A 23,497-nucleotide genomic window follows, 5' to 3' on the forward strand; every position below is an offset into this window, starting at 1 on the left:
CCCCCCGCACAGGCCCAGAGCTCATAGCGGGCCGCCACCACCTACGCGACATACCGCAGAACCTGGGCCTGCCGTCGCGTTGACAACGCTCTCAGCCCCGCCGGCTGGCATTTCAAGGCCAGAGGGAGGCCAGCCGACGCAGATCGCCGGTGCCAGGGGGTGTCGGGTGGGTGGGAGGTTGCTAGTTTCATGCTCGACGGTGCAGCGCTCACAAACACAAAGGAATGCGGCGATGGCGACCGTGGCGCGGGACAAGCTGGCGAGGATGCTTCGAGGAGACGTGGCGGGCGCGTTCAGCGTTGCCTCGACGACGAGTGCGGACGTGCTGAGCCTCGAGGTCGACGGCATCGGGTCCGTCGCGTTCCCGGTGTCTTCCGCTCAGGCGCGCGAACTCCTCGGCCGCGGCCAGCCCGCCCGGTTTGGCCGCGGCGAGGAGACGCTGACCGACCCAGGCGTCCGCGACACGTGGGAGATCCCGACGGAGCTCGTCCACGCCAGGTGGGACGACGACGCGCTGAACGACATTCTGACGACGGTGAAAGACGAACTGGGCCTGCCGATCGCCGCCGAACTCACCGCCGGCCTTCATTCCCTGCTGGTGTACGAGCCGGGCCAGTTCTTCCGCGCCCACCAGGACAGCGAGAAGGACGACTCGATGATCGGCACCCTGGTGGTGACGCTGCCCTCCGAGCACACCGGGGGCGAGCTGACGGTACGTCACCTCGACGAGAAGAACACCTACCGAGGCTCGACGGCAGAGCTCTCGCTGGTCGCCTTCTACGCCGACTGCCGGCACGAGGTCGCCAAGATCCGGTCGGGGCACCGGATCGCCCTCACCTACAACCTGCTCCTCGGCGGTGACACCGCCCTGCCAGAGGGCGACGAGGGAGCGGTCGGCGAGCTGGCCGGTTTCCTCCGGGAGCACTTCAGCACACCCGTGTTCAGCCGTTACCGCGGACGCCTGTCCGGCCCGCCGAACCGGCTCGTCTACCTCCTCGACCACGAGTACACCCCGCGAGCGCTGGGCTGGCGCGGGCTGAAGGGCGCCGACGCCGCCCGCGGCTCCCTGCTGCAGGCAGCGGCCGAGCGGGCTGGGTACGAAGCCATCCTCGCGCTCGCGGACATCAAGACCACGCACAGCGCGTACGAGGCGGACGACTACTACGGGGACCAAGGCCGGCGCTACTGGGACGACGATGAGGATGCTGAGGACGAGGACGCTGACGACCCTGCCAACTACAAGATCCAGGAGCTGATCGAGTCCACGGTCACGCTTACGCACTGGACAGCTCCGGACGGCGACCGGCTGGAAGCGACCTCGCTGGACGTCGGCGAGGACGAGGTGTGTGCGTCCACCGGGACAGACGACTTCGAGCCCTACACTTCGGACTACGAGGGCTATATGGGCAACTGGGGCAACACACTGGACCGCTGGTACCACCGCGCGGCGATCGTCGTCTGGCCCCGCGAGCAGTCCTTCGCCAACCGCGCCGAGACCTCCCCCGGCTGGGCGCTGGACGCGCTTGCCGCGATGGCACCGACGGACGCGCAGGCCGCAGCGGCGACGCTCGAACCGTTCTGGGACGGCGCCCTGCGCGCGCGGACGCTGACAGACAGCGCGAGGATCTCCGAGACATTCGGCAAGGCCCTGCGCACGGCGGACGCCGTAGCGGACCCCGCGACCGCGTCGATGCTGCTGGGCCCGTTCCACATCGAGAACCTGACCGCCGACGACGCCGCGCCCTTCGCGAAGCTCGCCAGCCAGCATGGACGGCCCTGGACCGCGCAGCTGCTGGGAACGTGGGCAGGCGCGGGACAGCCGTACTGGACAGTCAGCGGACCGGAACGCGGGCGATGGGTGACGGACTCGCTTCCCGGGCTGTGCGCGGGGCTGCGCGCCGAGCCGGGGGCCGGCGAGACGGCCGCGCGGCTGCTCATCGACCTGGCATGGACATGGCTACGGGAAGCGGTCGACAGCGCGGCCCGGTCGTCATCCCCGCGCAGCCGCGATGGCGGCCTCGACGCCCTGGGCGCACCGCTTGCCTCGGTACTGACGGCCGCCGCCACGACCGGGCCGGCGGACACCCGGGACACGGTCCTCGAGCACGTCCGGCGACAGCAGGACGCGGTCACCGCGCTGGAGATGCCCGCGCTACGCGCCGCGGCAGCGCCCGGCGGCAACGGTACCCGCGACGAGACCGGCTTCGGCGAGCTGGCAGCGGACTGCGCGGCGCGGCTGCGCTCCCGGCTGGCGCTCCCATCGCGTGCCGCCACGGACTGGTCGATCACGCTGGCCGCGGACGGCTGCGGGTGCGAACTGTGCGAGACGTTGCGCGCGTTCCTCGCGGACCCGAGCCAGCGCACCCTCGACTGGCCGCTCGCCGAGCAGCGCAGGCGGCACGTCCATTCCCGGATCGACGCCGCCGAACTGCCCGTCAGTCATGTCACCCGCCGGCAGGGCCGCCCCTACACCCTCGTTCTCCAGAAGACCGACGCGCTCTTCACCGACGAGCTGACACAGCGGGCCAAGGACCAGGCGGACCTTGACTGGCTGGCCGCCGAATGGCACGTGCCACCCGCCCCGCAGACCACCTGACCTCCATCCGTCGATTCCGGATTCGAGTCACGCGGGCATCAGGCTGGCCGCGGCCATCGCCCCAAGCTCCCAACAGGCCTCACGCACGGCGGCGTCCACCCCGCCGACAACCGACAGCGGCTCCCGCAGACGCTTCCACTCCAGACCGGTGGCGATGGTCTCGACCCCGCGGATCGCGCCGGTCGTGTCAGAGTTGCCGTGAACATACAACTCATATGGCCGGCTGATGGTCGCCTCGAGCACAGGGTAGTAGATCTGGTCACAGAACTTGCCGAAAGCCGGGTGCGCCGAGCGGCTACGTAGTGTGTCATCGCCCTTGGTCTCCTCGCCCGCCCCAGGCACTACCTCCCGCATCGCTCGCCTCGTCGATGACAGCCCACGCTGGATGAACAGCCCGAGGCCGGACGGCCACCAAGAAGACCAGAACAGCGACCGGTCCTTATACTGGTCTTCATGGAGACCATACCGATCACCGAGGCGAAGGCCCGGATCGCTGAGCTGGCCGAGCGGGTAGCCAAAGAACATGATCACTTCACAATCACGCGCAACGGGCGCGCGGACGTGATGCTGATCTCCGTTGCCGAGTACGACTCGATGCGCGAGACCCTCGACCTCCTGTCGGACAACGAGGCTCTCGCGGATCTACGGCAGTCGCGGGACGACTTCGCCGCAGGCGACACCTTCACTCTGGGCGACGTCGCAGCAGGCCTGGAACAACGACGGTCCGGCGGCGGGTGACGGCCACCAGCGGCGCATCCTACGAGATCGCACTGTCGCGCAGGGCACGGAGAAACCTCCACGAGGACCTGCCCCTGGAGGTCGCGGCGGCCGCACTGGAGACGATCCAGCGAGCAATCGCCACGAGCCCACACCGGGTGGGCAAGCCGCTGGACGAGCCCTTCGACGGCTTCTACTCGGCGCGCCGCGGAACTTACCGCATCATCTACCGCATCGACGCCGCCAAGCATCTGGTAGAGATTCACTCCGTCCGGCACCGAAGAGACGTCTACCACCTGTGAGAAACAGATCACTTCTCCGTATGCTGGCGAGTCGCCGAGGAACGGGACGCGCGAACCGGACGGGGAGCAGCCCGGTGGGACGGTCCGCGGTCAGGTGTTCGACGACGCGAAGCTCGCTTCGAGGTGCTCCGGTTCCACGAACCTGCCGCACGGCGAGCAGGCACGCAGCACCTCGACGATCGGGCGAAGTACGTGCACGACGACGACGGGCCTGACGCCGGTCCAGTAATACAGCCGTCAGCGTGGGTCTGGGGCATAGGGATCACGCAGCGGGGAGGTACGGGCTGCGCGGATCGTTCGTTCGGCCTCGGCGGCGGCGCCCGCAGCGATGTACCGTTGGGTCCGGCCGTGCCCGATCTCCTCGATCAGTCCAGCGGCTTTCAGGCCTTGCAGATCTCGTATCGCCTGGTCACGGGTCAATCCCTCGTCACGGGAATAGGTCGCCCGGCGCGCGCCTTCCGGGCGCGTCGCGGCGTAGAGCGCGGCCACCGATCGCTCCCCCAGCCTGGCCACAGCGACCTGGTCGGTCAGAACTCGCCAGACCTCGGCCGCCAGATCGAGCCGCCGTTGGACGAGCTGTGCCCGTAGATGGTGCGCACGCAGGCAGAACCGGACCCAGCTGTGGGCGTCCCGCTCCGGAACGAAGCTTCCGCCCTGCGTCTCAGCCAACGCCGCGTAGTACATAGCCGTGTTGTGCGGTGACGAGCCGAGCCATTCCTCGATGCTGGCAAACTCGGGGGCCAGGATCAGTTCGCGCGCGAGCACCAGCGTCTGCAGGCAGCGCGCCATCCGGCCGTTGCCGTCGCGCCACGGATGGATACTGACCAGGTTCAGATGCGCCATCGCCGCCCGAACAACAGCCGGGGCATCGCGATCGCCTTCCTGAAGCCAGGCGCAGAACTCGTCCATCAGCTCCGGAACCCGCGCCGCGTCCGGCCCGGTGTAGACGGGTGGGTTGTCCGGCGCACCGGTGACCCAGAGCGGACCAAGTCGATATCGGCCGGGCGACCGGTCGAGTTCGCCGCGCAGCATCATGAAATGCAGCGCTGACAGCAGCATGGGCTGGTAACTGAACACTTCGAACCTTGCCGCCTGGAGCACATAGGTCAATGCATCCGCGTAGCCCGTGACAGCGTCCTGCGTGTGCTGGTCGTGCCGATTCGGCATCTCCTCGCCGGCCACGACGGCCTCGGCGTCGGCGGCCTCGACGGTGTAGCCCTCGATCGTGTTCGAGCCCCGGATCGCCCCCGCTATCAGACTCCGCCGCAACTGCCCCAGCCAACGCCTCGGCTCGCCCACCTGATGACGCAGATCGACGCGGAACCGCTCAAGCTCCGCGAGGACCCGCTCATCGGCCGCCTCGATCTCCGGCACCCGGAACAACATACGACGATGCTACAAGCCTCGTAGCATAGAGCGAGAGGCCGCCTCCAGAGGTCGCGGTCGCCGCGCTGGAGATGGATCCAGCGCGCGATCGCCAGCAGGGGTGCATGACACCCAGCTCTGCGGCCAGGTCACAGCGCGTAGATGCGCAGCAGGCCCAAGGCGCGGGCGGCGTCGGGACCGCGGGTGGTCAGGCCCGCCGCGGCGGGGGCGAGGCGTCGGGCCGCGACCCGGCAGAAGGCGCCGGCAAACCCGGCGCAAGAAGATCGTCACCGCGACGCCGGCCGTGTCCGAGGATGTGTTCTACCGCGTCACGAGTCTGCCCGCCGAACAGATCCACCCCCGCGGCCTCGCCGCGCGGGCCCGCGGACACTGGACGAGGACCGCTACACCGTACGCACCGGCCACGCCTCTTCAAGACACCGAGGCCACGGCCGGCGTCAGTTCTTCATCAGGTTGGCCGCGACCGTTGCTCCAAGCTCCCGGCAAGCCTCGCGCACGGCGGCGTCCACCTCGCCGACAACCGACAGGGGCTCACGCAGGCGTTTCCACTTCAGCCCGGTGGCAATCGTCTCGATCCCGCGGACCGCGCCAGTGGTGTCAGAGTTGCCGTGAACGTACAACGCATACGGTCGGCCGATGGTCGCCTCGAGCACGGGGTAGTAGATCTGGTCAAAGAAATGTTTGAGCGCCCCGGACATATATCCGATGTTCACGGGAGTCCCCAGCAGATAGGCATCCGCTGCCAGTACATCAACCGCCGTGGCGGCCAGCGCCGGCCGCACCTCCACCGTTACGCCCTCGATGGTGTCATCCCGCGCCCCTGCTATTACCGCCTCAAGCATGGCCTGCATTGTCGGCGACGGCGTATGGTGAACAACGAGTAGTGTCGGCATCGGGGCCATCCTACCGCATCTCCTTTGCCTTATCGCCTTGCCTTCCCTCTCCCGGAGAACAGGGCAGCAGCATATCGTGCGGTCCAGGCGCGGCGGCCCCAGTTCCCGATGAGACAATCAGAAGAGACGTGCCATGAGACTTGATCGAGACATACCCGCGGTCATGGCACGGACTACAATCTTGGGCCTCTGAACAGGCACGCCCAAAGACTTCGGCTCCGCCGCATGGACGAACAGATCACCGGCGGATTCCGCCGAGCTGCAGGCCGAGGACACCAAGTACGACGAGCAGGAGCGAGATGATCCTGAGCGTGGTCAGGGGCTCCCCGTAGACGACGACGCCAATAATCACGATAGCCGCGGTACCGACGGCTGACCACACCGCATAGGCGACTCCAATCGAGATCTGACGCAACACCAGGGACAGCAGGTAGAACGACAACGGATAGCAGGCGCACACGACGACCGACGGCCACAGGCGGGTGAAGCCGTCGGAGGCCCGCAACAACGTAGTGGCGATGACCTCGACCGCGATCGCCGCGGCCAACTGCACGACCACAACCCCGGCCACCCCTGGACCGTACCCGTGCCAGGTGCCCTTGAGAACCTGTTCCGCGGCCCGGCACGGATACCGCTGTTGATCGGCGGGACTGTGCTCAGCGCCTGCTAAGATCATTATTTTGGCTCGCCCCGCCCGGTCAGCCCCTCACCGCCCCTCCCCGGTCAGCCCCTCACCGCCCCTCCCCGGTCAGCCCCTCACCGCCCCTCCCCGGTCAGCCCCTCACCGCCCCTCCCCGGTCAGCCCCTCACCGCCCCTCACCGCGACGCGGCCGCCAGCTGCTGCACGGCCAGGCAGTCTTTTCCGAAAAGTCTGTTGTTGTCTCTGAGCACATACACGCAGGTGGGTGTGGTAGCCGACCTGCGGACATCAGGCACCTCCAGCACGGCCAGTTCCCTGTTGTCGGCCACTCGGGCGCCCCTGAAATCGAAATCCGCTGTCACCGTGGCGTACTCCGGGTCCCGCTGGGAGCCGGTGATGTCCCGCAGTTGCTGACCGACCGAGGATGGGCTCGGTGTGAACCTCCCTAATCTCTCCGGGTAGCCTTTGGGCGCGCTCGCCGCACGCAGAAACAAGCCGACAGCATCATAGGCGAGGCCGACTCGCTCGCCCGGCCACCGCAGTCCCGGGACCGGCTGCGGCTGCCCGTCGCCTCCTGACAGCAGCTCCGGCAACCTGGTCTTGTAGAGCTCACCCAAGTCCGTGCAGAAATTCGCCATAGCCCCTTGGCCCGGATTGTTGTCAGGTTTGTAAATACCCCTGAAACAATCCTGACCAGCGAGGACGACCGCACTGGCCTTGGAGACGTAATCGACTGTCACGCCCGCGGGAATCCTGCTGGTCTCCGGCGTGGCGGCATCGGAGGAGCCGGTGACAGCGATGACACGGGATACCGCGTCGTCAGCGACGATCGGCACATCTTTGCACTGGCCGTGGACGTAGTTAACGAATTTCGCGAAATCCTCATGGCGGCCCGCGTAAAAAAGTACGGTATCACCCCCCTCGCAGGATTCACTACTGGATCCCGGCTGGCTCCGAGCCGTCCACGCCCGGTCATGGTACTTCTCCTTTAATTCCTCCTTCAAATTAGCCACCAAGGTCGATACGTACCTGTCCTTGGGTTCTACGGTATCCTCGTATCGATAGGAGACGAGCACCCGGGTTCTTTTCAGATAGGTTGCGTACCTCGCCACCAGCTGCGCCTCCTTCTTGTTCGTCGGCACCAGCTGGAAATACAGTGGAGAGAAGTCAGCCATCCCATCCCCCGACAATGTTGTCGCCATTACTGGAATGCCGTTCCGCCCCAGTTCCGCGATGGCGTCCTCGGTCTCCGGGATGCTGCGGTCCAGGCCCAGGACGCCGACCACGCTCCGGTCCGTGAAGAGCGGTACGAGGTTCTTCCTGACCACGTCGACCGCGCTGCTCATACGCGATCCGCCGTTGGCTATGACAATCCGAAGAAGTGGCTGGTCAGATCTGTCCGCGCCGGCAAAATTACAAGCCCCGTCCGCTGCGAGGACACCATTCTGGGTGGTCTGCCTGAGCAGAATTCCTTCAAGCTCCTCGCTCTGCGCCGCGCTCCACGCATCCCCCTCGTCCAATGTCGTGCTCAACCCGGCCAGATAGACCAGGGTGATGTACGGGCGCGCCGGGTATTTCTCGTGTATGTCCCGAGCGCACTCGTTCTGCCGGAATATCTCACGCTGGGCGGCCAGCAGCCGTCTGCTGCCCGGCTGCTTCTCGTCACCCGTGGCCCCGAATATCCGGTTGGCGTTGTCGCTGTATCCGACGCAGTCGGGTGTCCCGACCTTGTTCGGGACCAGCTCGACCGAGATCCCCACGCCCGATGACCGCAGGCAATCCGGTAGGCGGTGGGGCCAGCAGACCCACAGCAGCGATGTGGCGGCAGTCAGGACGACGACGGTGACCAGGGATGCCAGCACCATGGGACGGGCCGGCACCGGCGGCCGCCGCGGGGTAAAAGCCGGTACGCGGGCCAGCTCGGCTGTCTCGGTCACGGTGGCTTGACGGGCAGCGGGCACCGTCAGCCGCAGCACCCATGCGCCGGGATCGCGCCGTCGGCGGCGCCGTCCCAGTCCGTCGAGCCAGTGAGCCTCGGCATCCAGAGCCACGGCCACGGGCTCGGCCGGCATACTCAGCCAGGAAAGATCGCAAACAGCCAGCTGGCCATCACAGCTAGCGATCACCAACAGCGGATCGTCATGGCCGGTCTCGCTGCGGACATCACCGATCATGTTCAGTAAAGCAACCCCGCCGTTGTCCGATGTGATGTTGTCAACCAGCGCCACCGGGTTCGCCGTCCGCCGCCAGGCCCGGATCCGCCACGGCCGGCGTCGGTACGCCATCCGCAGATCCTGCAGAAACGCGTGTACGAGCAGCTTGTCGACCTCTTCGGGGACTTCGCTGTCAACAGCGCCGACGGTGAGCCGCTCGGCGAACCCGACAAAGTTCCCGGCTCCCGGCGCCACATACCGCTGGCGCATGAACCAGCGGGTCTGGCGGCCCAGACCAGGTACCCGCCCACTGACCCGCAGCCAGAACCGGACCAGCAGCCAGAGCCGCGCGACGAACACGAACGCGGGCTTGACCGTCGGGTCGGGCACGCTGTCGGCAAGACCGGCGAAAGGATTCGGCGAGTTTCCCCGGAAACGATCCCGAAGCCGGCCGAGGAGCTCCGTGGGCTGCTCGCCCAGTCCGTTCCCCCGCAGGTCCTGCTGGGTCAGCCAGTCGGCAAGCAGATAATGGTCAAAGCGCAGCCGCGGCATGCCGAACTTGTCCCGGCCCAGTTCGGCGCACAGCGCGTGCAGCACCGGCAGCCGGGGCGGGGGCAATGGTGGCCCGGCCTCCCCGGACAAGCGGGTCGAGGCGATTCTCGCGTGCTCGATCCCGGCATCCACCCGGGCGCTCGGCACCGATACCGGAATCGGCTGCCGCAAACGCGCCAGGATGTCGGCCAACAGCCCGTCCTGGCCGGATTCACGCTCCAGACAGACGAGCGGCAACACCGTCCTGACCGGTCGGCGACGCATGACCAGGAGGTCGACCAGCCGGAATAAAGCGACAACACCGTCGAAAAACGGAATCAACAGAGCCCCCCAACCGGCCGGACACGGGTTACCTCCGGAAGCCAACCGATCGGTTCACCCATGCCTGGCCGCTTTGTGTCCGCAATGAAACACCGAATATACGGCCAGCCGCATACGGCAATCACTGTGGGGTGGCAGCCCCATGGCGGATCAGGACGAAACGCGGGGCAAGCTCCGGGCTTGTCCGCTCAGCGGACTCCGGCGGTTCACCACACACCAGCATGGGAATCTCCCGGATGACCTCGACCACCGCGGTGGCGCTCGCGTCCCCGGTCGGCCCCTGCCAGGCAAGTTCCACGGTCGCGGCCCGCCCGTCGTCCATGACAACGGTGCGCGACGAGGTGAACTCGTGGTCGAGCCACTCCCAGCCGAAGCGTTCGAACAGCTCCCGCTCGACCACCTGCCCCCACCGGTCGAGTGCGGTGGTGCCCCGGTAACTGCCACGCAGCTCGCTCGGCTGGGCGTCCTGACGCACGATCTGGTCGAGGATCATGGGATCGAGAAACGCCCAGGCCCGCCCGTCAGGGAGGGTGAGCCCGGTCGGGGCGAACCGATGCCCGCCGAGGTGGCTGCACCGGCGAACTCGCACGCCGGGCCAGCGCGATGCCACCTCAATCCACAGGCGGGCGCCATCCCGGCCGCAGCACCGGTCCCGTTGGCCATGGCCGCAGAGCAGGACCTCGGCAGGCGCGGTCTGAACCGTGATGTTGTCGTGCGCGCCGTCACCTCCGTCGAGGAGCCGGACGAGCCCGTCGACAAGCCGTTCACGAGGCACAACGTGGTCAGCGCCCACGAAACGGTTCGAACCCGCGCGCTGCCACCGGGTGACCCGCACGCCCGCTCGCGACTCGCGGCCGGGTGTGACGTCGCCGGTCGGGCTGACCGCGAGCAACCGGGTCCGACGCATGGCATCGGGCCGGGCCCGGCGCCCGGCCTCCGCGAAGGCGGGTATCTCGCCCACGTCGCGCGGCCACGGCGGTGGCACCTCCACCAGCAACAGGGCGTCGCAGGTCAGTGCCGACCCGATCGGGTCCACGCCCTGTTCCCGTGTCCACGGCGCACAGCGGAACGGCAGCGTCATCGAGTGGCAGGTCATGCGGTCAGCGACCGCCGAACAGACCACCCCGGCCGTGCCCCTGATTGCCGAACAGACCACCAAGCGCACCACCGAGCGCACCGGGAAGTCCTCCGCCAGAGCCGTGGCCCTGTTCTGAGGAGCCCTGCCCCGCGGCACCATGCCCCTGCATCTGGTTGCCAGCGAAACCGGCCTCGCCGAACCCGAAATGTCCAGCCAGCCCCGCACCGGCGAGCGCGTTGTAGGGCGGTAGTAGTTCACATGGCTGGACGATCACGTATCCGTCACCGGAGAACTGCATCTGCCAGCTCTCCCCGGTGTTCCCGCGCGGTTTCCATACCGACGACGACGTCACGGCAGCCTGCATCGACACCTGCAGGCTCGATGACCAGCCGACCACCGCGTCGGCATCCGCGAAGTAGTAGTTCTGCGGCGTCACCCGCATGACCAGCGGAGCACCCGAGGTCACCACCGCGGCCTTGCCGTTCCCCGACAGCTCCACCTGGTAGCTGCCGGCTCCGGCGATCGAGACCTGGGAGTCGATGCGGACGACGTCCCAGTGCAGGTCCCGGTCGAAGGCGAGCACGTTCTTGCCGTCCACGGTCAGACCGTCACCGGTGAGGTCGAGGATGTGCACGTCCTGGGCCTGGTGGGCGAGAAAGACCGTGCCGCCGCCGGAGACCTTCATCAGGTTCAGGCCCTCGCCGTCCTGGAACAGCGAGCGGAACTGGTGGCCCCAGCCCTCCCAGTGCCCGTCGAAGCTGGCGCCGCCCTGGTAGGCGACCATCGCACCCTTGCGGGCGTAGAACTCGCGCATTCCCTGGGCACCGAGCGTCGCCTTGAGCATCTTGCCGTTCTGCAGGGCGAAGCGCTCCCCCGTTGACACCTCGGGATTACCGAGGAGTGTGCTGCGAATCCCACCGCCCGCGGGCGGGTAGCCGCCGGACGGGCCACCCGCGAATCCACCGTGGCTCATCGTCGAATCCTCTCATGCACCAACCAGGCCCAGCGCGAACCAGGTCACCCACGAACTGACATGTTCGGCCGCTCGTCCTCACTCGGCTGCACGACGACGAACCCCTGACCGGAGAAGCCGAGCTGGAAGGCCTCACCCGAACCGCGCCCGATCAGCCCGCCCAGGCGAGCGGTCCGCCGCGGCTGGACCTGCAGGCCGTCGGTGTAGGCGACCAGCGCGTCGGTGTCGACGAAGGTCGGTGCCTCCCGCGTGTCGAGCACGATCGGATTGCCTTTCGCGGTCATCGCGACCCAGCCATGGCCGCGGATGACCACGTTGAACATGCCCATCCCAGACAACATGCTGACGCCGCGGACGCGTTCGATCCCCCACTGCAAGGTGGCGTCGAACGCGAGGATGTTCTTGCCGTTGACCGACAGGCCCTCACCCGCGAGCTGAGCGACGATGACCTCCTTGCCGTAGTCGGCCAGGTAGAGCAGGCCCTGCCCGACAGCGGTCATCAACGGCACGCCCTCGCCAGTCGCCCAGGAGGAGGCGATCCGCCGCAGCTGTGGCGGCTGAGGATTGAAGTCGATCAGGCCCTCGTAGGCGATCATCGAGCCGACCCTGGCGAACAGATCCTGACCGGGCTGCATGACGACCTTGGCAATCTTGGAACCATGCCCGCTCATCCGGTCCATCAACTGGGTCTGGCCGAAGTGGTCCATCAGCGTTCCCCGCACCACAGCCTCCTTAGAGCGTGTTTGAGATCGGGCTTTCGGTCAGTGAGCCGGAATGACGATCCCAAACGCGCTCTTAGGGCGTGAAAGTCATCTGTCCGGCTCGCCACGCCCTAGACTTCGTACGGCTGGACAACGACGAAATGACCCTGGAAACCCATGAACTGCAGGGCGAGGGACTCCCCGCTGCTGCCGGCATAGATCTGGCGGGAGATGCGCACCTGGGTCGAGACACTCACCCGCATGCCAGCCGTCCAGGCCACCAGAGCGTTCATGTCGGCGAATGTCGGACCGGCGACGTTCAGCGTCATCGGCGTTCCCCTCGTCATCACCACAATCGAGCCCTGGCCCGAAACCTCGAAATGGAAGAAGCCGCCGCCGGGGATCCCCGGGCTCTCGATCCGCTTGACCTCGGCGCTCAGGGTGCTGTCGAACGCCAGGATGTTCTTGGCGTTGACGCACAGCGGCTGGCCGCTCAACTCGACGATATGGAGATCGGTGGCGTCGTGAGCAAGGAAGACCTCACCGCGCCCCTTACACGTCATCAGCTTGAGGCCCTGTCCGGTAAGCTTGTTCTCCAGCATCCCACGCAGACCAGCGCCCTTGTAGTCGAAGTCGATGTCGCCCTGATAGGCGACCATGGAGCCGCGGAGGGCGAGTACGTCCGGGCCCTGCCCGAGCGTGACCTTGACGAGTTTGCTGTTCTGCTGCGTCCACCGGCCGGCCGTGGGGACCTCGCGGTAGGGGTTCAGGCTGTTCATCGCGCCTGGCCGCACCGGCTGGATCTGGGAGGGCAGGATCTCGGTCGGGCCGAGACCGCCAGGCGCCTGCGGGCCGGACCCACCGGGCAGTTGCTGGCCGTACCCTGTCGTCGGCGCTACCGGCGCTGATGCCGTCGGTAGCGGTGCCGGTGCCGCTGGTAGCGGCGCGGACGCCGGGGCGGCGGGTGGTTTGGCGTAATCCAGACCAGGCGCTGGTGGCGCGTAGGTGTGCGTGGCACCAGCCGGCGGGCCGAACCCGACGGGCGCGGCTGGCGGCGGGGCCGACGGCTCCTCCACCTCCCCGCCGAAGGAACGGATCAGCTCGGCAAGCCCACCATCGAAACCCTGCCCCACGGCCGAGACCCGCCAGACCCCCTTGCGATAAAGATCGCAGATCATAACAGCGCGTTCGCTGCTGAAGTCCGCTCCGGTGAACGCGTAGCGCATGACCTCGCTGCCACCGACGACGATCCGGAAGTAACCAGCGGAGATCTGCGACGCGGCCCCGGCACCGTCAATCGCCGCGCAGAACGACAGCTTGTCGATACCCGCGGGTACGTCCTTCAGCGTCGCCCGAAAGGACTGCGTGTCGCCGGCCTGCTCACCCAGGAGCTGGATCGACCCTTCCGGCGACTTCGGCTGGTTGAAGAAGATGAAGTACCGGTCATCGGACAGCCGGTCGTTCGCGTCCAGCCCAAAACAGGACACGTCCCAGCTCAGGCCGGGAGCGACGAGCGCGATTCCGATGTAGAGGTCAGTGCCAGGAGTGATCGCGGACAGCTGGCTCTTCTGTCCCCGGCTGAACTGCTGGACCACTGTGCTCCCCTTCGCCCTGCGGGCCGGCCTGTCTCGTGTCCGGTCTGCCCGTGTCGCACCCATTCGAAAACCAGACTGTCCGCAACCTAACAGGCCAGCCACAACGCGATCACAGCTCCACGCGCGCGGCCACTGTCGGACGATCCGCCGGCCGGCGTAGATCTTTTTCAATGACCAGCGCCGATCGAGAACGACTGGCGCCGGTCGAAGATGCCGATATCAAACCAGAACCGGTCACGGACGCGTCCGGCATGGCCAAGTCGCGCGCCGGCTCCGCGTAGCGTTCACTGGAGTGATGCGGTATGTCGATGGAGTAACCACAAAGAAGAAAATCTCCGTGATCGGGCTGGGTACCTGGCAGTTCGGCTCCCAGGAGTGGGGCTACGGCGCCGCCTACGCGGCCAGCGAGGCGCCGGCGATCGTCCGGCGGGCACGTGAGCTTGGTGTGACGTTCTTCGACACGGCCGAGGTCTACGCGTTCGGGCGCGGCGAACGGATCCTGGGCGGCGCGCTGCGGGAGGCCGGCGCGGGCGGGACGGCCATCGTCGCCACCAAGCTGTTCCCGGTGCTGCCGGTGGCTCCGGTGGTCGAACAGCGGGCGGTGGCCAGCGCCAACCGGCTTGGCATCCGTCAGATCGACCTCTACCAGGTGCACCAGCCCAACCCGCTCGTTTCGGACAGCAGCACCATGCGGGGCATGGCCGCCCTGCAACGGGTCGGCCTCGTCGACACGATCGGTGTCAGCAACTACTCGCTGCAACGGTGGCAGGCGGCTGAGGAGGCGCTCGGCGCCCCCGTGCTTTCCAACCAGGTACGGTTCAGCCTCCTGCACCCCCAGGCCGAACGCGATCTACTGCCCTACGCGGTGAAGAACGACCGACTGATCATCGCGTACAGCCCTCTCGCCCAGGGCCTGCTGTCCGGCCGTTACACCCGCGAGCACCCCCCGCCGTCGCGGGTACGCGCGATGAATTCCCTGTTCCTCCCGGAGAACCTCGACGCTGCCCGGCCCGTCCTCAACGTCCTGCGCGATGTTGCCGCGGCCCACGACGCGAGCCCGGCACAGGTCGCGCTGGCCTGGGTGATCCGGCACCCGAATGTGGTGGCGATTCCCGGCGCATCCAGCCTCGCGCAGCTGGAGAGCAATGTGGCCGCCGCCGACATAGCGTTGACCGAAGAGGAGGCCCATGCGCTGACGACCGCCGCCGACGCCTTCGAACCGGCCCGCGGAGCACGATCAGCCGTTACCGCGCTCCTGCGTGGCAGCCTGCGCCGATCCTGACCGCCGGGCCGCCCGGTGGGATCTCACCCTCGGGCTGCCCGGCCCTCATGGCTGGATGCCCGCCGACTCGCTACGGTTGGGGCGTGGCCTCCCTGCCCGACTGGATGCGCCCGCCCCGCGCCGAGGGGTGGTTCGCAGAGGATCTGGACCGTCTCTCGGAGGCGCCCCGACACACCGAGCTCATCGACGGAGCACTCGTCTTCATGATGTCACCGCAGCGGTCCTGGCATGGTCGTCTCGTCACCGCTCTCACTGTCGCGCTCATGGAGCAGGCTCCAGGTGGTATCGAGGTCGAGCGGGAGATGACCGTCCGGCTCGACGAGCGCAACCGCCCCGAGCCGGATCTTCTTGTGACCACTGCGCCATATGATCCAGACCGCACCTGCTACGCACCGCAGGACGTCCTGCTTGTCGTGGAGGTCCTCTCTCCGGAGTCCGCACACCGTGACCGCACGGTCAAGCTGCGCAAATACGCGGAGGCTGGAATCCGCCACTACTGGTACATCGAAGACGAGGACGGCACGCCCGTTGCCCATGTATATGAACTGGACAAGCCGACGGGCAGCTACGCCCCAGCCGGCATCTATCGTGGCGCCCTGAAGCGCTCTGTTCCGTTCGACATCAGCCTGGACCTCAACAGCCTCCTGCGCCGCGGGTCCGGCTGACTGTCCCGGGCGCTGTGCGGACCCGTGCGGACCGCGGAATCCCGCGATCCCGCGGGATCGCGGAGCCGGCTGAAGGATTACCGGCTTGGAGCGGTCCTGGGCTGGGGCATGACCTCCCTGCCCGACTGGATGCGCCCGCCCCGCGCCGAGGGGTAGTTCGCGGAGAATCTGGACCGTCTCGCCGCAGCGCCTCGTGGATGGTCGCGCGGAACCCCCGCGATCGCGGAAAATACGGGATCAGCCGGGATCCGGGCTGGACATCAGGTGGAAGGGTGGGCAGACCGCCGAGGAGTGATGCGCGGCCGCCTCCAGCGCGAGCCCCACCCGTTCCTCCGGGTCGAGATGCGCGCTGCCGAACAAGGAGCCGAGCGCGAACTCCTCGCCGCAGCCAACCGCGTCGTAGAGGTCGATGCTGCGCCCGATCTGGAAGTCGGAGTCGATGCGGTACAGGCGTCCGCGGATACCGACCAGGAACACCCCGCCCTCCTCCGAGCCTGACTCATTGCGGGAATAGCCACCCTCACGCAGGCAGTCACGCACCGCGGAGATGAAGTCGGTGGCCATGAACCGGTCGATGTCCCAGGTGCGCGGCAGGGGCGGAACCAGGCTGTACCGCAGGAGCTGACCCATCCGGAACGAGGAGGTGAAGCCCATGATGAACTCACTGTTGTGGAACACCTTGGTGTCAGCGCGAATCGTGATCGAGTAGCCGGCCACCCCGGCACTGTCACCACCGATGATCACCCTGCCGTCATGCTCAAGACCGACGATGCAGGTCACGATGGGCAAGCATATCCGGTCGACGCACGAGGTGTCCGACAGGCCCCGAATAGCTCCGATCGCATACGTCGCTGCACGAGCCCTGCCGCACAAACCGTCACGCGCCTTCGCAAACCTCGCTCCGCGGGGCCGCGGCCAGCGCCTGCTCAGCCCAGATGATCTTACCGCCATCGCGAGTCTGGCGAGTGCCCCAGCGTGCCGCGAGCTGGGCGACCAGAAACAGCCCGCGTCCGCCCTCGTCAAAGGCACGGGCATGGCACAGGTGCGGAGCGGCTCTGCTGGCGTCGGAGACCTCGCAGATCAGTGCGGTGTCCCGGATCAGCCGCACCTGGATGGGGGCACGCCCATGGCGGATCGCATTGGTGACAAGCTCGCTGACGAGCAATGCGGTGGTGGACGCGGCTTCCGCCAGTCCCCACGCGCCAAGGGTGCGCAGTACCCCCGCCCGGACGTGGGCGACGACAGCCGGGTCAGCGGGCAGGTCCCAGCTGGCGACCTGGCTCGCGTCGAGAGCGCGGGTACGGGCAAGCAACAGCGCGACGTCATCGGCGGGATGCTCGGGCAGCAGAGTACCAAGCACCCGGTCGCAGACGGCTTCCAGGGACGAGGAGGGCACCGGCTGACCAGGCGGGCCGTTGCCGGAGCGCAGCGGAGCGGAGCGAGGACAGCGCACAACGCCGCAAGCCCCACATCGATGTCACGATCGCGGGACTCGACGCCTCCATGAACGACTGCCCGCGTAGGTCGGTCCCGTCGAGACCCAGCATGGATTTCGCGCCGGCGCTCAGCCGCCAGAAACGGGTCTGGGAATCGTAGATGACGATGAAGAGCTCAGCCTGGCGAAACCCCCACTCCACAATCGTCCGATCGCCGATGTGCCCGAACGAGTCGTCCGGTGAATCCGCATATTCCGCCGCCGCGGGAGCGACCAGGAACCACTGGACCCTCCCCGCGGCGTCCCGCAACGGGTACGCACACAGCACGATATCCAGCTGTCGGCCGTCTCGGTGGCGCACAGCCAGGCAATCGCGACCTATGCCGGGCAGCCGACGCCGCGGTCAGCCGGAGCCGCCGAGAGCGAGCATGGCCTGGCGGAACTCGGGGAACGCAACCGATAATCGAAGCCTTCGGCAAGGGCGCGCCTGCCGCTTTCCAGCTCACCCAGGGGACTGCACCACGACGAGATCCAGCTCGATCGCCTGGTAACGAGCGACCATCCCCTTCATCTTCGTGACACCGAACTCGTTTCGATCAATCCGGGTGACGGCGTTGAACCGCGTCTCGCCACTGGCCGGTACCGCGGCGGTGAGAGTCAGGTCCACCGGTCGGGAGACGCCGCGGACGGTGAGCGTACCGGGCACAACCCACGCGCCAGACGCATCCCGGGCTCCGTCGGCGATGAACGTGATATCCGGGTAGGACGCAACATCGAGAAAGTCCGCTGTCCTGAGATGGTCATCCCGTTTGCGGTTGGCGGTGTTGACGCTGCTGGCGTCGAGCACGGCGCGAACGCTGGACTTCTCGATCGGGTCGGCGACAATCACCGCGCCCTCGCGGATCGCGACGATACCGGCCACCTTGGCAAGGCCAAACATACCGCGGGTGGTGAACCGCACCGTGGAGCGGTCGGGGACGATGCGGTAGGTGCCGACATGGGGCACCGTCACGGCCCGCGCCGATACCGACTGTCCTGCCATGGTCCCTCCTGACAACCGTGAAAAACCGCGATCATTCCACCATCGCCGGACCGGCGGGAGGCCCCGTGGTAGCACGTCGTTCGGCATACCAGGGCCCCACCCAGCGTCGACAGAATCCAACAAGAAAATCATCCACACGACGCGCGAATGACATTTACATAAATTACCGGTGAGCAGATTGCCCGCCTACCGACGATGAATACTGCCAGTCTAACACGAAAACAAGAGCGCCCGGCAATAGGGGCGTGGATCAAAAAACAAGGCTGGGGCGCGAGGCGCGAGGATGCCTCGGCGCGTCCAGCCCCGTATCCGATCACGCCCGGCCACCGCCGGATCCAACGTCGCCATAAGACAACGACACCGCTATGATCATTGGCTGTGACCGTGCCGCGCCAGCCGTCCGCAGGGCAGACCGATGATCCACACGATGGGCGGCAGAGCGCAGCTCACCCGCACCGCGCCAATACCGATACCGATACCGATACCGATACCGATACCGTGATCGATGTCGCCGAGGTCGAAAAGACGTTCGTGCTGCGGCGCAGGGCCGGCCGGTTTCGCCGCGAACGAGTGGACGTGCCGGCCGTAACCGATCTGACCTTCCGCGTCCGGGCCGGCGAGATGGTCGGGTATCTGGGACCGAACGGCGCCGGCAAGTCCACGACCATCAAAATGCTCATCGGAATCCTGACGCCCACCACCGGCCGCATCCGGGTCAGCGGTCTTGATCCTTCCCGGCAGCGGATGCAGCTGGCCCATCGCCTGGGGGTGGTCTTCGGACAGCGCACGACGCTGTGGTGGGACCTGCCGCTGCGGGACAGCTTCAACCTGCTCCGGCATATCTATCATGTTCCAGCCGCCCGATTTCGACAGAATCTGGACCGTTTCGTCGACATCCTCGAACTGGCTCCTTTTCTCGAGACCCCCGTCCGCCAGCTGTCATTGGGCCAGCGCATGCGCGGCGATCTCACCGCAGCGCTGCTGCATGACCCCGAAATCGTCTACCTTGATGAGCCGACAATCGGTCTTGATGTCGTGTCCAAGACCGCGGTGCGTGAATTCCTTACCGGCCTCAACCGCGAACACGGGACAACGGTCCTGCTCACAACCCACGACATGACCGACATCGAGCAGCTGTGCCCCAGAGTGCTGGTCATCGATCAGGGCCGGCTCGGCTTCGACGGGCTGTTGACCGATCTGCGCGCCCGCATCGGTGGCGAACGCACTCTGATCGTCGATCTTTCTGGACCGCACCCGCCGATCGACGTCGCCGGTGCCAGGGTGGTGCGCGTCGACGGGCCACGCCAGTGGTTGGCGTTCCCCACAGCGGCAAGCGCGGCACCGTTGGTCACCGCGATCGCCAACCGTTACCCCCTGGTGGACCTGTCCATCCGGGAGCCCGCGATCGAAGACGTCATCGCCCAGCTCTACGCCGCGGGCATGAGCGGGGCGCCCCTGCCCAGCCAGGCTGGCCCGAAGCCCAACCCGACAACCGCGCGGTGATGACCTGATCACGATGACAGCCCCACTCATCACCTACCTCACCGTCACCCGATGCAGCGCCCGCCGATACGCGAGCTACCGAGCCGCGACCGCCGCCGGAGCGTTCACCAACACCGTTTTCGGGATCATTCGCGCCTACGTCCTGCTCCAGGTCTGGAGCCAACGGCCAGGTCTCGGTGGGTACGACACCGCCGGCGTGGTCACGTTCGTGTTTCTCGGACAGGCGCTGATCACATCCATGGCACTGTTCGGCGGCGGCATCGAGCTGCCGGAACGCATCCGCTCCGGCGCTGTGGCCGTGGACCTGGCCAGGCCGGTGAACCTCCAGGCCTGGTGGCTGGCGGATGACGCCGGGCGCGGCGCCGTCCAGTTGGTCGTCCGCGGGGTGCCACCGATGGCGGTCGCCGCGGTCCTGTTCGACCTGCGCATCACCAGCGACCCAACCATCTGGGGGCTGTTCGCGTTATCCATCATGCTGGGCTTCCTGGTCAGCTTCGGGCTGCGTTATCTGATCGCTCTCGCTTCGTTCTGGCTGCTCGATCAACGAGGCCTGGAAAACGCCTACACCCTGTGCGCGATATTCTTCTCCGGTGTCTCCGTCCCTCTTGCCATCATGCCCGCCGCGCTGCGGGCCACGGCCCAGGCCCTGCCGTTCGCCGCCATGATGCAAATACCAGCGGACATCTTCCTGCGTAAGCGTACGGACACGTCACTGTTCACGGGGCTCGCCTTCCAGGCCGCGTGGGCCGCCGCGCTGTTCGGGATCGGTGGCCTTCTCACCGCTCAGGCCACCCGGAAGCTGGTGATCCAGGGTGGGTGAGAACGCCGGCCCGGCGCCCCGGCTGGAACCGGCAGGAGATGCTGCGGCCGGAAACCGTGGCCGCTTTCTCCTGGTACGCCAGTATCTTCTGTTCGCCGGGATGTGGACGCGGGCATCCTGGCAGTACCGCAGATCGGTGATGCTGCTGACGATGGGACAGTTTCTCGCGACCGGCCTTGACATCGCGGTGATCAAAGTGCTGTTCACAAACGTGCCGCGGCTCGCCGGCTTCAGCCTCGCCGAGGTGGCCTTTCTCTACGGAACATCCGCCACCTCGTTCGCCGTGTCCAACCTGCTCTTCGGCTCGATGGAGCGCATCGGCGAACGCATCCGCGACGGCAGCCTCGATGTGATGCTGGTCCGGCCGGTCGGGCTGCTTGTCCAGGTCGCCACGGACGGCTTCTCGCCACGTCGGCTCGGTGGCCTCGCTCAGGGGCTTGGGGTACTCGGGCTTGCGATCGCCGGGTTGGACGTTCCGTGGAACACGGGTCGGGTGCTGCTCGTACCCGTGCTGCTGACAGCCGGTGTCGCCCTGTTCAGCGCGATCTGGATCATCGGCGCGGCCGTCCAGTTCCTCGTCCAGCAGACAGCGGAGGCGATGAACTCGGTCACCTACGGCGGCAACTTCCTGACGCAGTACCCGATGTCGCTGTATGGACGGCACGGCATGTGGACGCTGACCTTCATCGTGCCGCTGGCCTTCCTCAATTGGCAGCCCGCGCTGTATGTACTCGCGAAGCCCGACCCACTCGGCCTGCCGATCATGGCCCGCTTCGCCTCACCACTGGTCGCCGCCACCGGGCTCGCGCTCGCCGCGGTCGCATGGCGTACCGGCCTGCGGCACTACCGGTCGACCGGAAGCTGATCATCAAACGTATGCCGGTGACACATCCATAACATAACCGCGATATCTTGATCATTGGCGCGGCGGCACGGCGGGCCGGCTATGCCGTGGTAGGTGTTACCGCGGCACTCGCCTCCCGCTCATCCAGTGCGCCTGTCGCGGTCATTTCCTCGGTTATTGGCAGGCAGGCATGCCGCAGGTTCCAGGCATCACCCGCACGCCCGTGCAGGAACGTCGTGGACAGCGGCGGGACGTCGATACGCCAGAACACCTCCGCTGGCGACCGCAGCACCGCGACCAACGCGGCGCGGATCACGGCCGGATGCGTCACCGCGATGGTGTGCCCCGATACCCGCGCGCCGCGCGCCAGCCACCGCCCGACACGGCCGATGAGCTCGGCCACGGACTCACCACCGTGCGGTGCCTGGGCCGGGTCACCGACCCAGGCCTCAAGATCGGCTGCTGGGATCTCCGCGAGCGCGCGCCCCCGCCAGTCCCCCATGTCCAGGTCACGCAGTGCCGGATCAGCTGTGGCGCAGGCCAGGCCGAGCGCGTCCGCTGTCTGACGGGTACGCAGCGACGTGTCACACAACACGAGGTCAGCACGGCGGACTCCGGCGACCGCGAAGCGGCGCAGCTCCCCGGCATCGACTCCTTCATCACTCGGGAACCGCGCGGCCCGCGTCGCGGCGGTCGGCGCGTGACTGATCAGCGTGAGGCGCGGCAGGCCCGCGCCAGGACCGGTCATGCCTCGGTGGCGACCAGGGATCCGGCCCCGGGCGCGCCGCGGCCCCCCGGCGAGCCAGCCGCTGCCGAAGCCCGCAGCGCGCGATCGGTCAGCGCCCCGAACAACAGGCCGATCGTGGCCCAGAGCGTCACGTTGATCGCTAATGAGGCGACGCGGAACCGCCACAGCACATCAGCGGGGAAAGCGTCCGGGGTCTCGTGCACCTGCGGCAGGAGGTAATAGGCCAGCCCGACTATCACCAGCCCACTGGCCAGGGCCAGCAATGCCGCGTCCCAGGCACCGAACCTCGCCGTGAGCCGCCAAGCCGTCACGCAACCGCCGATGACCACGGACAATGCAATCAACATCATCGTGAAATACAGGCTGGTGCGTTCACCGATGGTGTCGGGATTACCGATGGACGGCGGGTTGGCCGGATATTTCAGGTCAGGCACAAGGTACATTCCCACGAATCCCGCGAGTGCCACGAACGCCGCCGTCCCGCGCGCCCCCAGCGCGCCGAGGCGGCCCTGTGCGCAGGCATAGGCAAGTGAGAAGAGACCGCCGAGCGCGACACCGAACGCCAACAGGCCCGTCAGCAAGCCGATGGTGTTCTGCAGCGCCCGGGGAACGAGTTCTGTTCCGTGTACACCCTCGGCGGCTTCCCGCGCCGACTCGAAGGCGATCGCGTGCCCGACCTCGCTCTCCCCAAGGACCTTGGCGACGGCGAAGGAAAACACGGCGGCCACCACGCCCACCAACATCCCACGAATCAACAGTGCGCGAACCATCTCGGCGCCCGCTCAGTGGCAGGGGAAGCCGAGCAGATGACGGGCGTCGTGCACGAACTCGTGGACATAGCTGCCGCCCACAAGCGATACCGCGCCCTGCTCGGCGCCGACAAAGTACAGCAGGAGCAGCGCCAGGACCGAGCCGAAGATCGCAAATGGGGCCAGCTCACGCAACGGGATCGTCGGCAGGGCCGCGGGCGCGGCCGGAACGTCAGCGGCAGGATACGCCAGTGCAGATGCCATTGCGAGACCTCCACAGGAATCACGCGTTCCACTCGGCAGGATACGTCCGGCGATGGGTCTGACTCCCGACGTCGCTCCTTGCGGGCGGGCCGGTCACAGTGGCGCGACCGTGCCGGATTCACACCGACTTCCACCACTCGGACATCAAAGAGATAATCAGCAGCCAACCCTCACGTCAAGTCTCATCAATCACCCAACCATCCGGGGCTCCGGGGGTCCGGACGGCTGGGGGGCCGGA

At 67.2% G+C, this 23,497-nt stretch carries 22 protein-coding genes, 1 pseudogene and 1 riboswitch; of the genes and pseudogenes, 8 read left to right on the forward strand and 15 right to left on the reverse strand.

The genetic code is table 11. From position 1 onward, the window contains the following. The first annotated feature begins 232 nt into the window (after window positions 1-232). The gene (locus MJ797_RS15245) at window positions 233-2,596 is read left to right on the forward strand and encodes a 2OG-Fe(II) oxygenase (RefSeq protein ID WP_239335342.1); all 2,364 of its coding nucleotides are present in this window, start codon (window positions 233-235) and stop codon (window positions 2,594-2,596) included. 27 nt (window positions 2,597-2,623) lie between these two features. Here MJ797_RS15245 and MJ797_RS15250 read toward each other — a convergent pair whose 3' ends face one another. Continuing rightward, entirely contained in the window at window positions 2,624-2,950 is a 327-nt protein-coding gene (locus MJ797_RS15250) for a flavodoxin (RefSeq protein ID WP_239335344.1), read from the reverse strand. A 99-nt stretch (window positions 2,951-3,049) separates the two neighbouring features. On the opposite strand from MJ797_RS15250, the gene MJ797_RS15255 reads away from it, so the two are divergent. Together MJ797_RS15255 and MJ797_RS15260 are read left to right on the forward strand one after the other, a co-directional pair. Continuing rightward, window positions 3,050-3,334 carry a type II toxin-antitoxin system Phd/YefM family antitoxin gene (locus tag MJ797_RS15255; RefSeq protein ID WP_239335348.1) on the forward strand — a complete coding sequence of 95 codons (285 nt, stop codon included), beginning with the start codon at window positions 3,050-3,052 and terminating at the stop codon, window positions 3,332-3,334. Further along, window positions 3,331-3,615 carry a type II toxin-antitoxin system RelE/ParE family toxin gene (locus tag MJ797_RS15260; protein ID WP_239335349.1) on the forward strand — a complete coding sequence of 95 codons (285 nt, stop codon included), beginning with the start codon at window positions 3,331-3,333 and terminating at the stop codon, window positions 3,613-3,615. The genes MJ797_RS15255 and MJ797_RS15260 overlap by 4 nt, the downstream gene beginning before the upstream one ends. 237 nt (window positions 3,616-3,852) lie before the next feature. Here MJ797_RS15260 and MJ797_RS15265 read toward each other — a convergent pair whose 3' ends face one another. From MJ797_RS15265 to MJ797_RS15300, 8 genes are all read right to left on the reverse strand, one after another. Next, entirely contained in the window at window positions 3,853-5,001 is a 1,149-nt protein-coding gene (locus MJ797_RS15265; RefSeq protein ID WP_239335350.1) for a Fic family protein, read from the reverse strand. Window positions 5,002-5,438: 437 nt separating this feature from the next. Beyond that, window positions 5,439-5,903 carry a flavodoxin family protein gene (locus tag MJ797_RS15270; protein ID WP_239335369.1) on the reverse strand — a complete coding sequence of 155 codons (465 nt, stop codon included), beginning with the start codon at window positions 5,901-5,903 and terminating at the stop codon, window positions 5,439-5,441. A 229-nt stretch (window positions 5,904-6,132) separates the two neighbouring features. Further along, window positions 6,133-6,570, reverse strand: coding sequence for a multidrug efflux SMR transporter (locus tag MJ797_RS15275; protein WP_239335371.1), 438 nt, complete (start codon window positions 6,568-6,570; stop codon window positions 6,133-6,135). 140 nt (window positions 6,571-6,710) lie between these two features. Further along, window positions 6,711-9,560, reverse strand: coding sequence for a hypothetical protein (locus MJ797_RS15280; RefSeq protein WP_239335373.1), 2,850 nt, complete (start codon window positions 9,558-9,560; stop codon window positions 6,711-6,713). Between the two features lie 121 nt (window positions 9,561-9,681). After that, window positions 9,682-10,641, reverse strand: coding sequence for a sucrase ferredoxin (locus tag MJ797_RS15285; protein WP_239335375.1), 960 nt, complete (start codon window positions 10,639-10,641; stop codon window positions 9,682-9,684). A 19-nt stretch (window positions 10,642-10,660) separates the two neighbouring features. Beyond that, the gene (locus tag MJ797_RS15290; protein ID WP_239335377.1) at window positions 10,661-11,611 is read right to left on the reverse strand and encodes an AIM24 family protein; all 951 of its coding nucleotides are present in this window, start codon (window positions 11,609-11,611) and stop codon (window positions 10,661-10,663) included. A gap of 44 nt (window positions 11,612-11,655) precedes the next feature. Further along, window positions 11,656-12,333 (reverse strand): AIM24 family protein, encoded by a 678-nt coding sequence (locus tag MJ797_RS15295; RefSeq protein ID WP_239335379.1) that lies wholly within the window; start codon window positions 12,331-12,333, stop codon window positions 11,656-11,658. A gap of 110 nt (window positions 12,334-12,443) precedes the next feature. Continuing rightward, complete coding sequence (locus tag MJ797_RS15300) at window positions 12,444-13,907, reverse strand: TerD family protein (protein WP_239335381.1); 1,464 nt, start codon at window positions 13,905-13,907, stop codon at window positions 12,444-12,446. Window positions 13,908-14,202: 295 nt separating this feature from the next. On the opposite strand from MJ797_RS15300, the gene MJ797_RS15305 reads away from it, so the two are divergent. Both MJ797_RS15305 and MJ797_RS15310 read left to right on the forward strand, forming a co-directional pair. Further along, entirely contained in the window at window positions 14,203-15,189 is a 987-nt protein-coding gene (locus MJ797_RS15305; RefSeq protein ID WP_239335383.1) for an aldo/keto reductase, read from the forward strand. A gap of 83 nt (window positions 15,190-15,272) precedes the next feature. After that, the gene (locus MJ797_RS15310) at window positions 15,273-15,854 is read left to right on the forward strand and encodes a Uma2 family endonuclease (RefSeq protein WP_239335385.1); all 582 of its coding nucleotides are present in this window, start codon (window positions 15,273-15,275) and stop codon (window positions 15,852-15,854) included. A 237-nt stretch (window positions 15,855-16,091) separates the two neighbouring features. Here MJ797_RS15310 and MJ797_RS15315 read toward each other — a convergent pair whose 3' ends face one another. The 3 genes and pseudogenes from MJ797_RS15315 to MJ797_RS15325 all read right to left on the reverse strand — a co-directional run bounded on the left by MJ797_RS15315 (window position 16,092) and on the right by MJ797_RS15325 (window position 18,331). Further along, window positions 16,092-16,634, reverse strand: a complete 543-nt coding sequence (locus MJ797_RS15315) for a hypothetical protein (protein WP_239335387.1) — start codon at window positions 16,632-16,634, stop codon at window positions 16,092-16,094. Between the two features lie 97 nt (window positions 16,635-16,731). Beyond that, window positions 16,732-17,247: pseudogene (locus tag MJ797_RS15320) on the reverse strand (ATP-binding protein); the annotation flags it as partial. Window positions 17,248-17,791: 544 nt separating this feature from the next. After that, complete coding sequence (locus MJ797_RS15325) at window positions 17,792-18,331, reverse strand: YceI family protein (protein WP_239335391.1); 540 nt, start codon at window positions 18,329-18,331, stop codon at window positions 17,792-17,794. A gap of 498 nt (window positions 18,332-18,829) precedes the next feature. On the opposite strand from MJ797_RS15325, the gene MJ797_RS15330 reads away from it, so the two are divergent. The 3 genes from MJ797_RS15330 to MJ797_RS15340 are packed head-to-tail and all read left to right on the forward strand — an operon-like array spanning window position 18,830 to window position 21,519. Continuing rightward, on the forward strand, window positions 18,830-19,834 hold the full coding sequence (locus MJ797_RS15330) for an ATP-binding cassette domain-containing protein (RefSeq protein ID WP_239335435.1): 1,005 nt from the start codon (window positions 18,830-18,832) through the stop codon (window positions 19,832-19,834). A gap of 13 nt (window positions 19,835-19,847) precedes the next feature. Next, window positions 19,848-20,654, forward strand: coding sequence for an ABC-2 family transporter protein (locus tag MJ797_RS15335; RefSeq protein ID WP_239335393.1), 807 nt, complete (start codon window positions 19,848-19,850; stop codon window positions 20,652-20,654). Beyond that, window positions 20,647-21,519 carry an ABC transporter permease gene (locus MJ797_RS15340; RefSeq protein WP_239335395.1) on the forward strand — a complete coding sequence of 291 codons (873 nt, stop codon included), beginning with the start codon at window positions 20,647-20,649 and terminating at the stop codon, window positions 21,517-21,519. Before MJ797_RS15335 ends, MJ797_RS15340 begins: the two co-directional genes overlap by 8 nt. A 79-nt stretch (window positions 21,520-21,598) precedes the next feature. Here the strand turns inward: MJ797_RS15340 and MJ797_RS15345 are convergent, their stop codons facing one another. The 3 genes from MJ797_RS15345 to MJ797_RS15355 are packed head-to-tail and all read right to left on the reverse strand — an operon-like array spanning window position 21,599 to window position 23,259. After that, a complete protein-coding gene (locus tag MJ797_RS15345) occupies window positions 21,599-22,246 on the reverse strand; it encodes a histidine phosphatase family protein (protein ID WP_239335397.1) in 648 nt (215 codons plus the stop codon). After that, entirely contained in the window at window positions 22,243-23,016 is a 774-nt protein-coding gene (locus MJ797_RS15350) for a CbtA family protein (RefSeq protein ID WP_255739008.1), read from the reverse strand. The genes MJ797_RS15345 and MJ797_RS15350 overlap by 4 nt, the downstream gene beginning before the upstream one ends. Window positions 23,017-23,028: 12 nt before the next feature. Next, on the reverse strand, window positions 23,029-23,259 hold the full coding sequence (locus tag MJ797_RS15355) for a CbtB-domain containing protein (protein ID WP_239335401.1): 231 nt from the start codon (window positions 23,257-23,259) through the stop codon (window positions 23,029-23,031). Between the two features lie 33 nt (window positions 23,260-23,292). Next, window positions 23,293-23,435: riboswitch (cobalamin riboswitch) on the reverse strand. Window positions 23,436-23,497 lie beyond the last annotated feature (62 nt).

It is taken from the genome of Protofrankia sp. CiP3 (genome assembly GCF_917627345.1).
Lineage (GTDB): Bacteria > Actinomycetota > Actinomycetes > Frankiales > Frankiaceae > Protofrankia.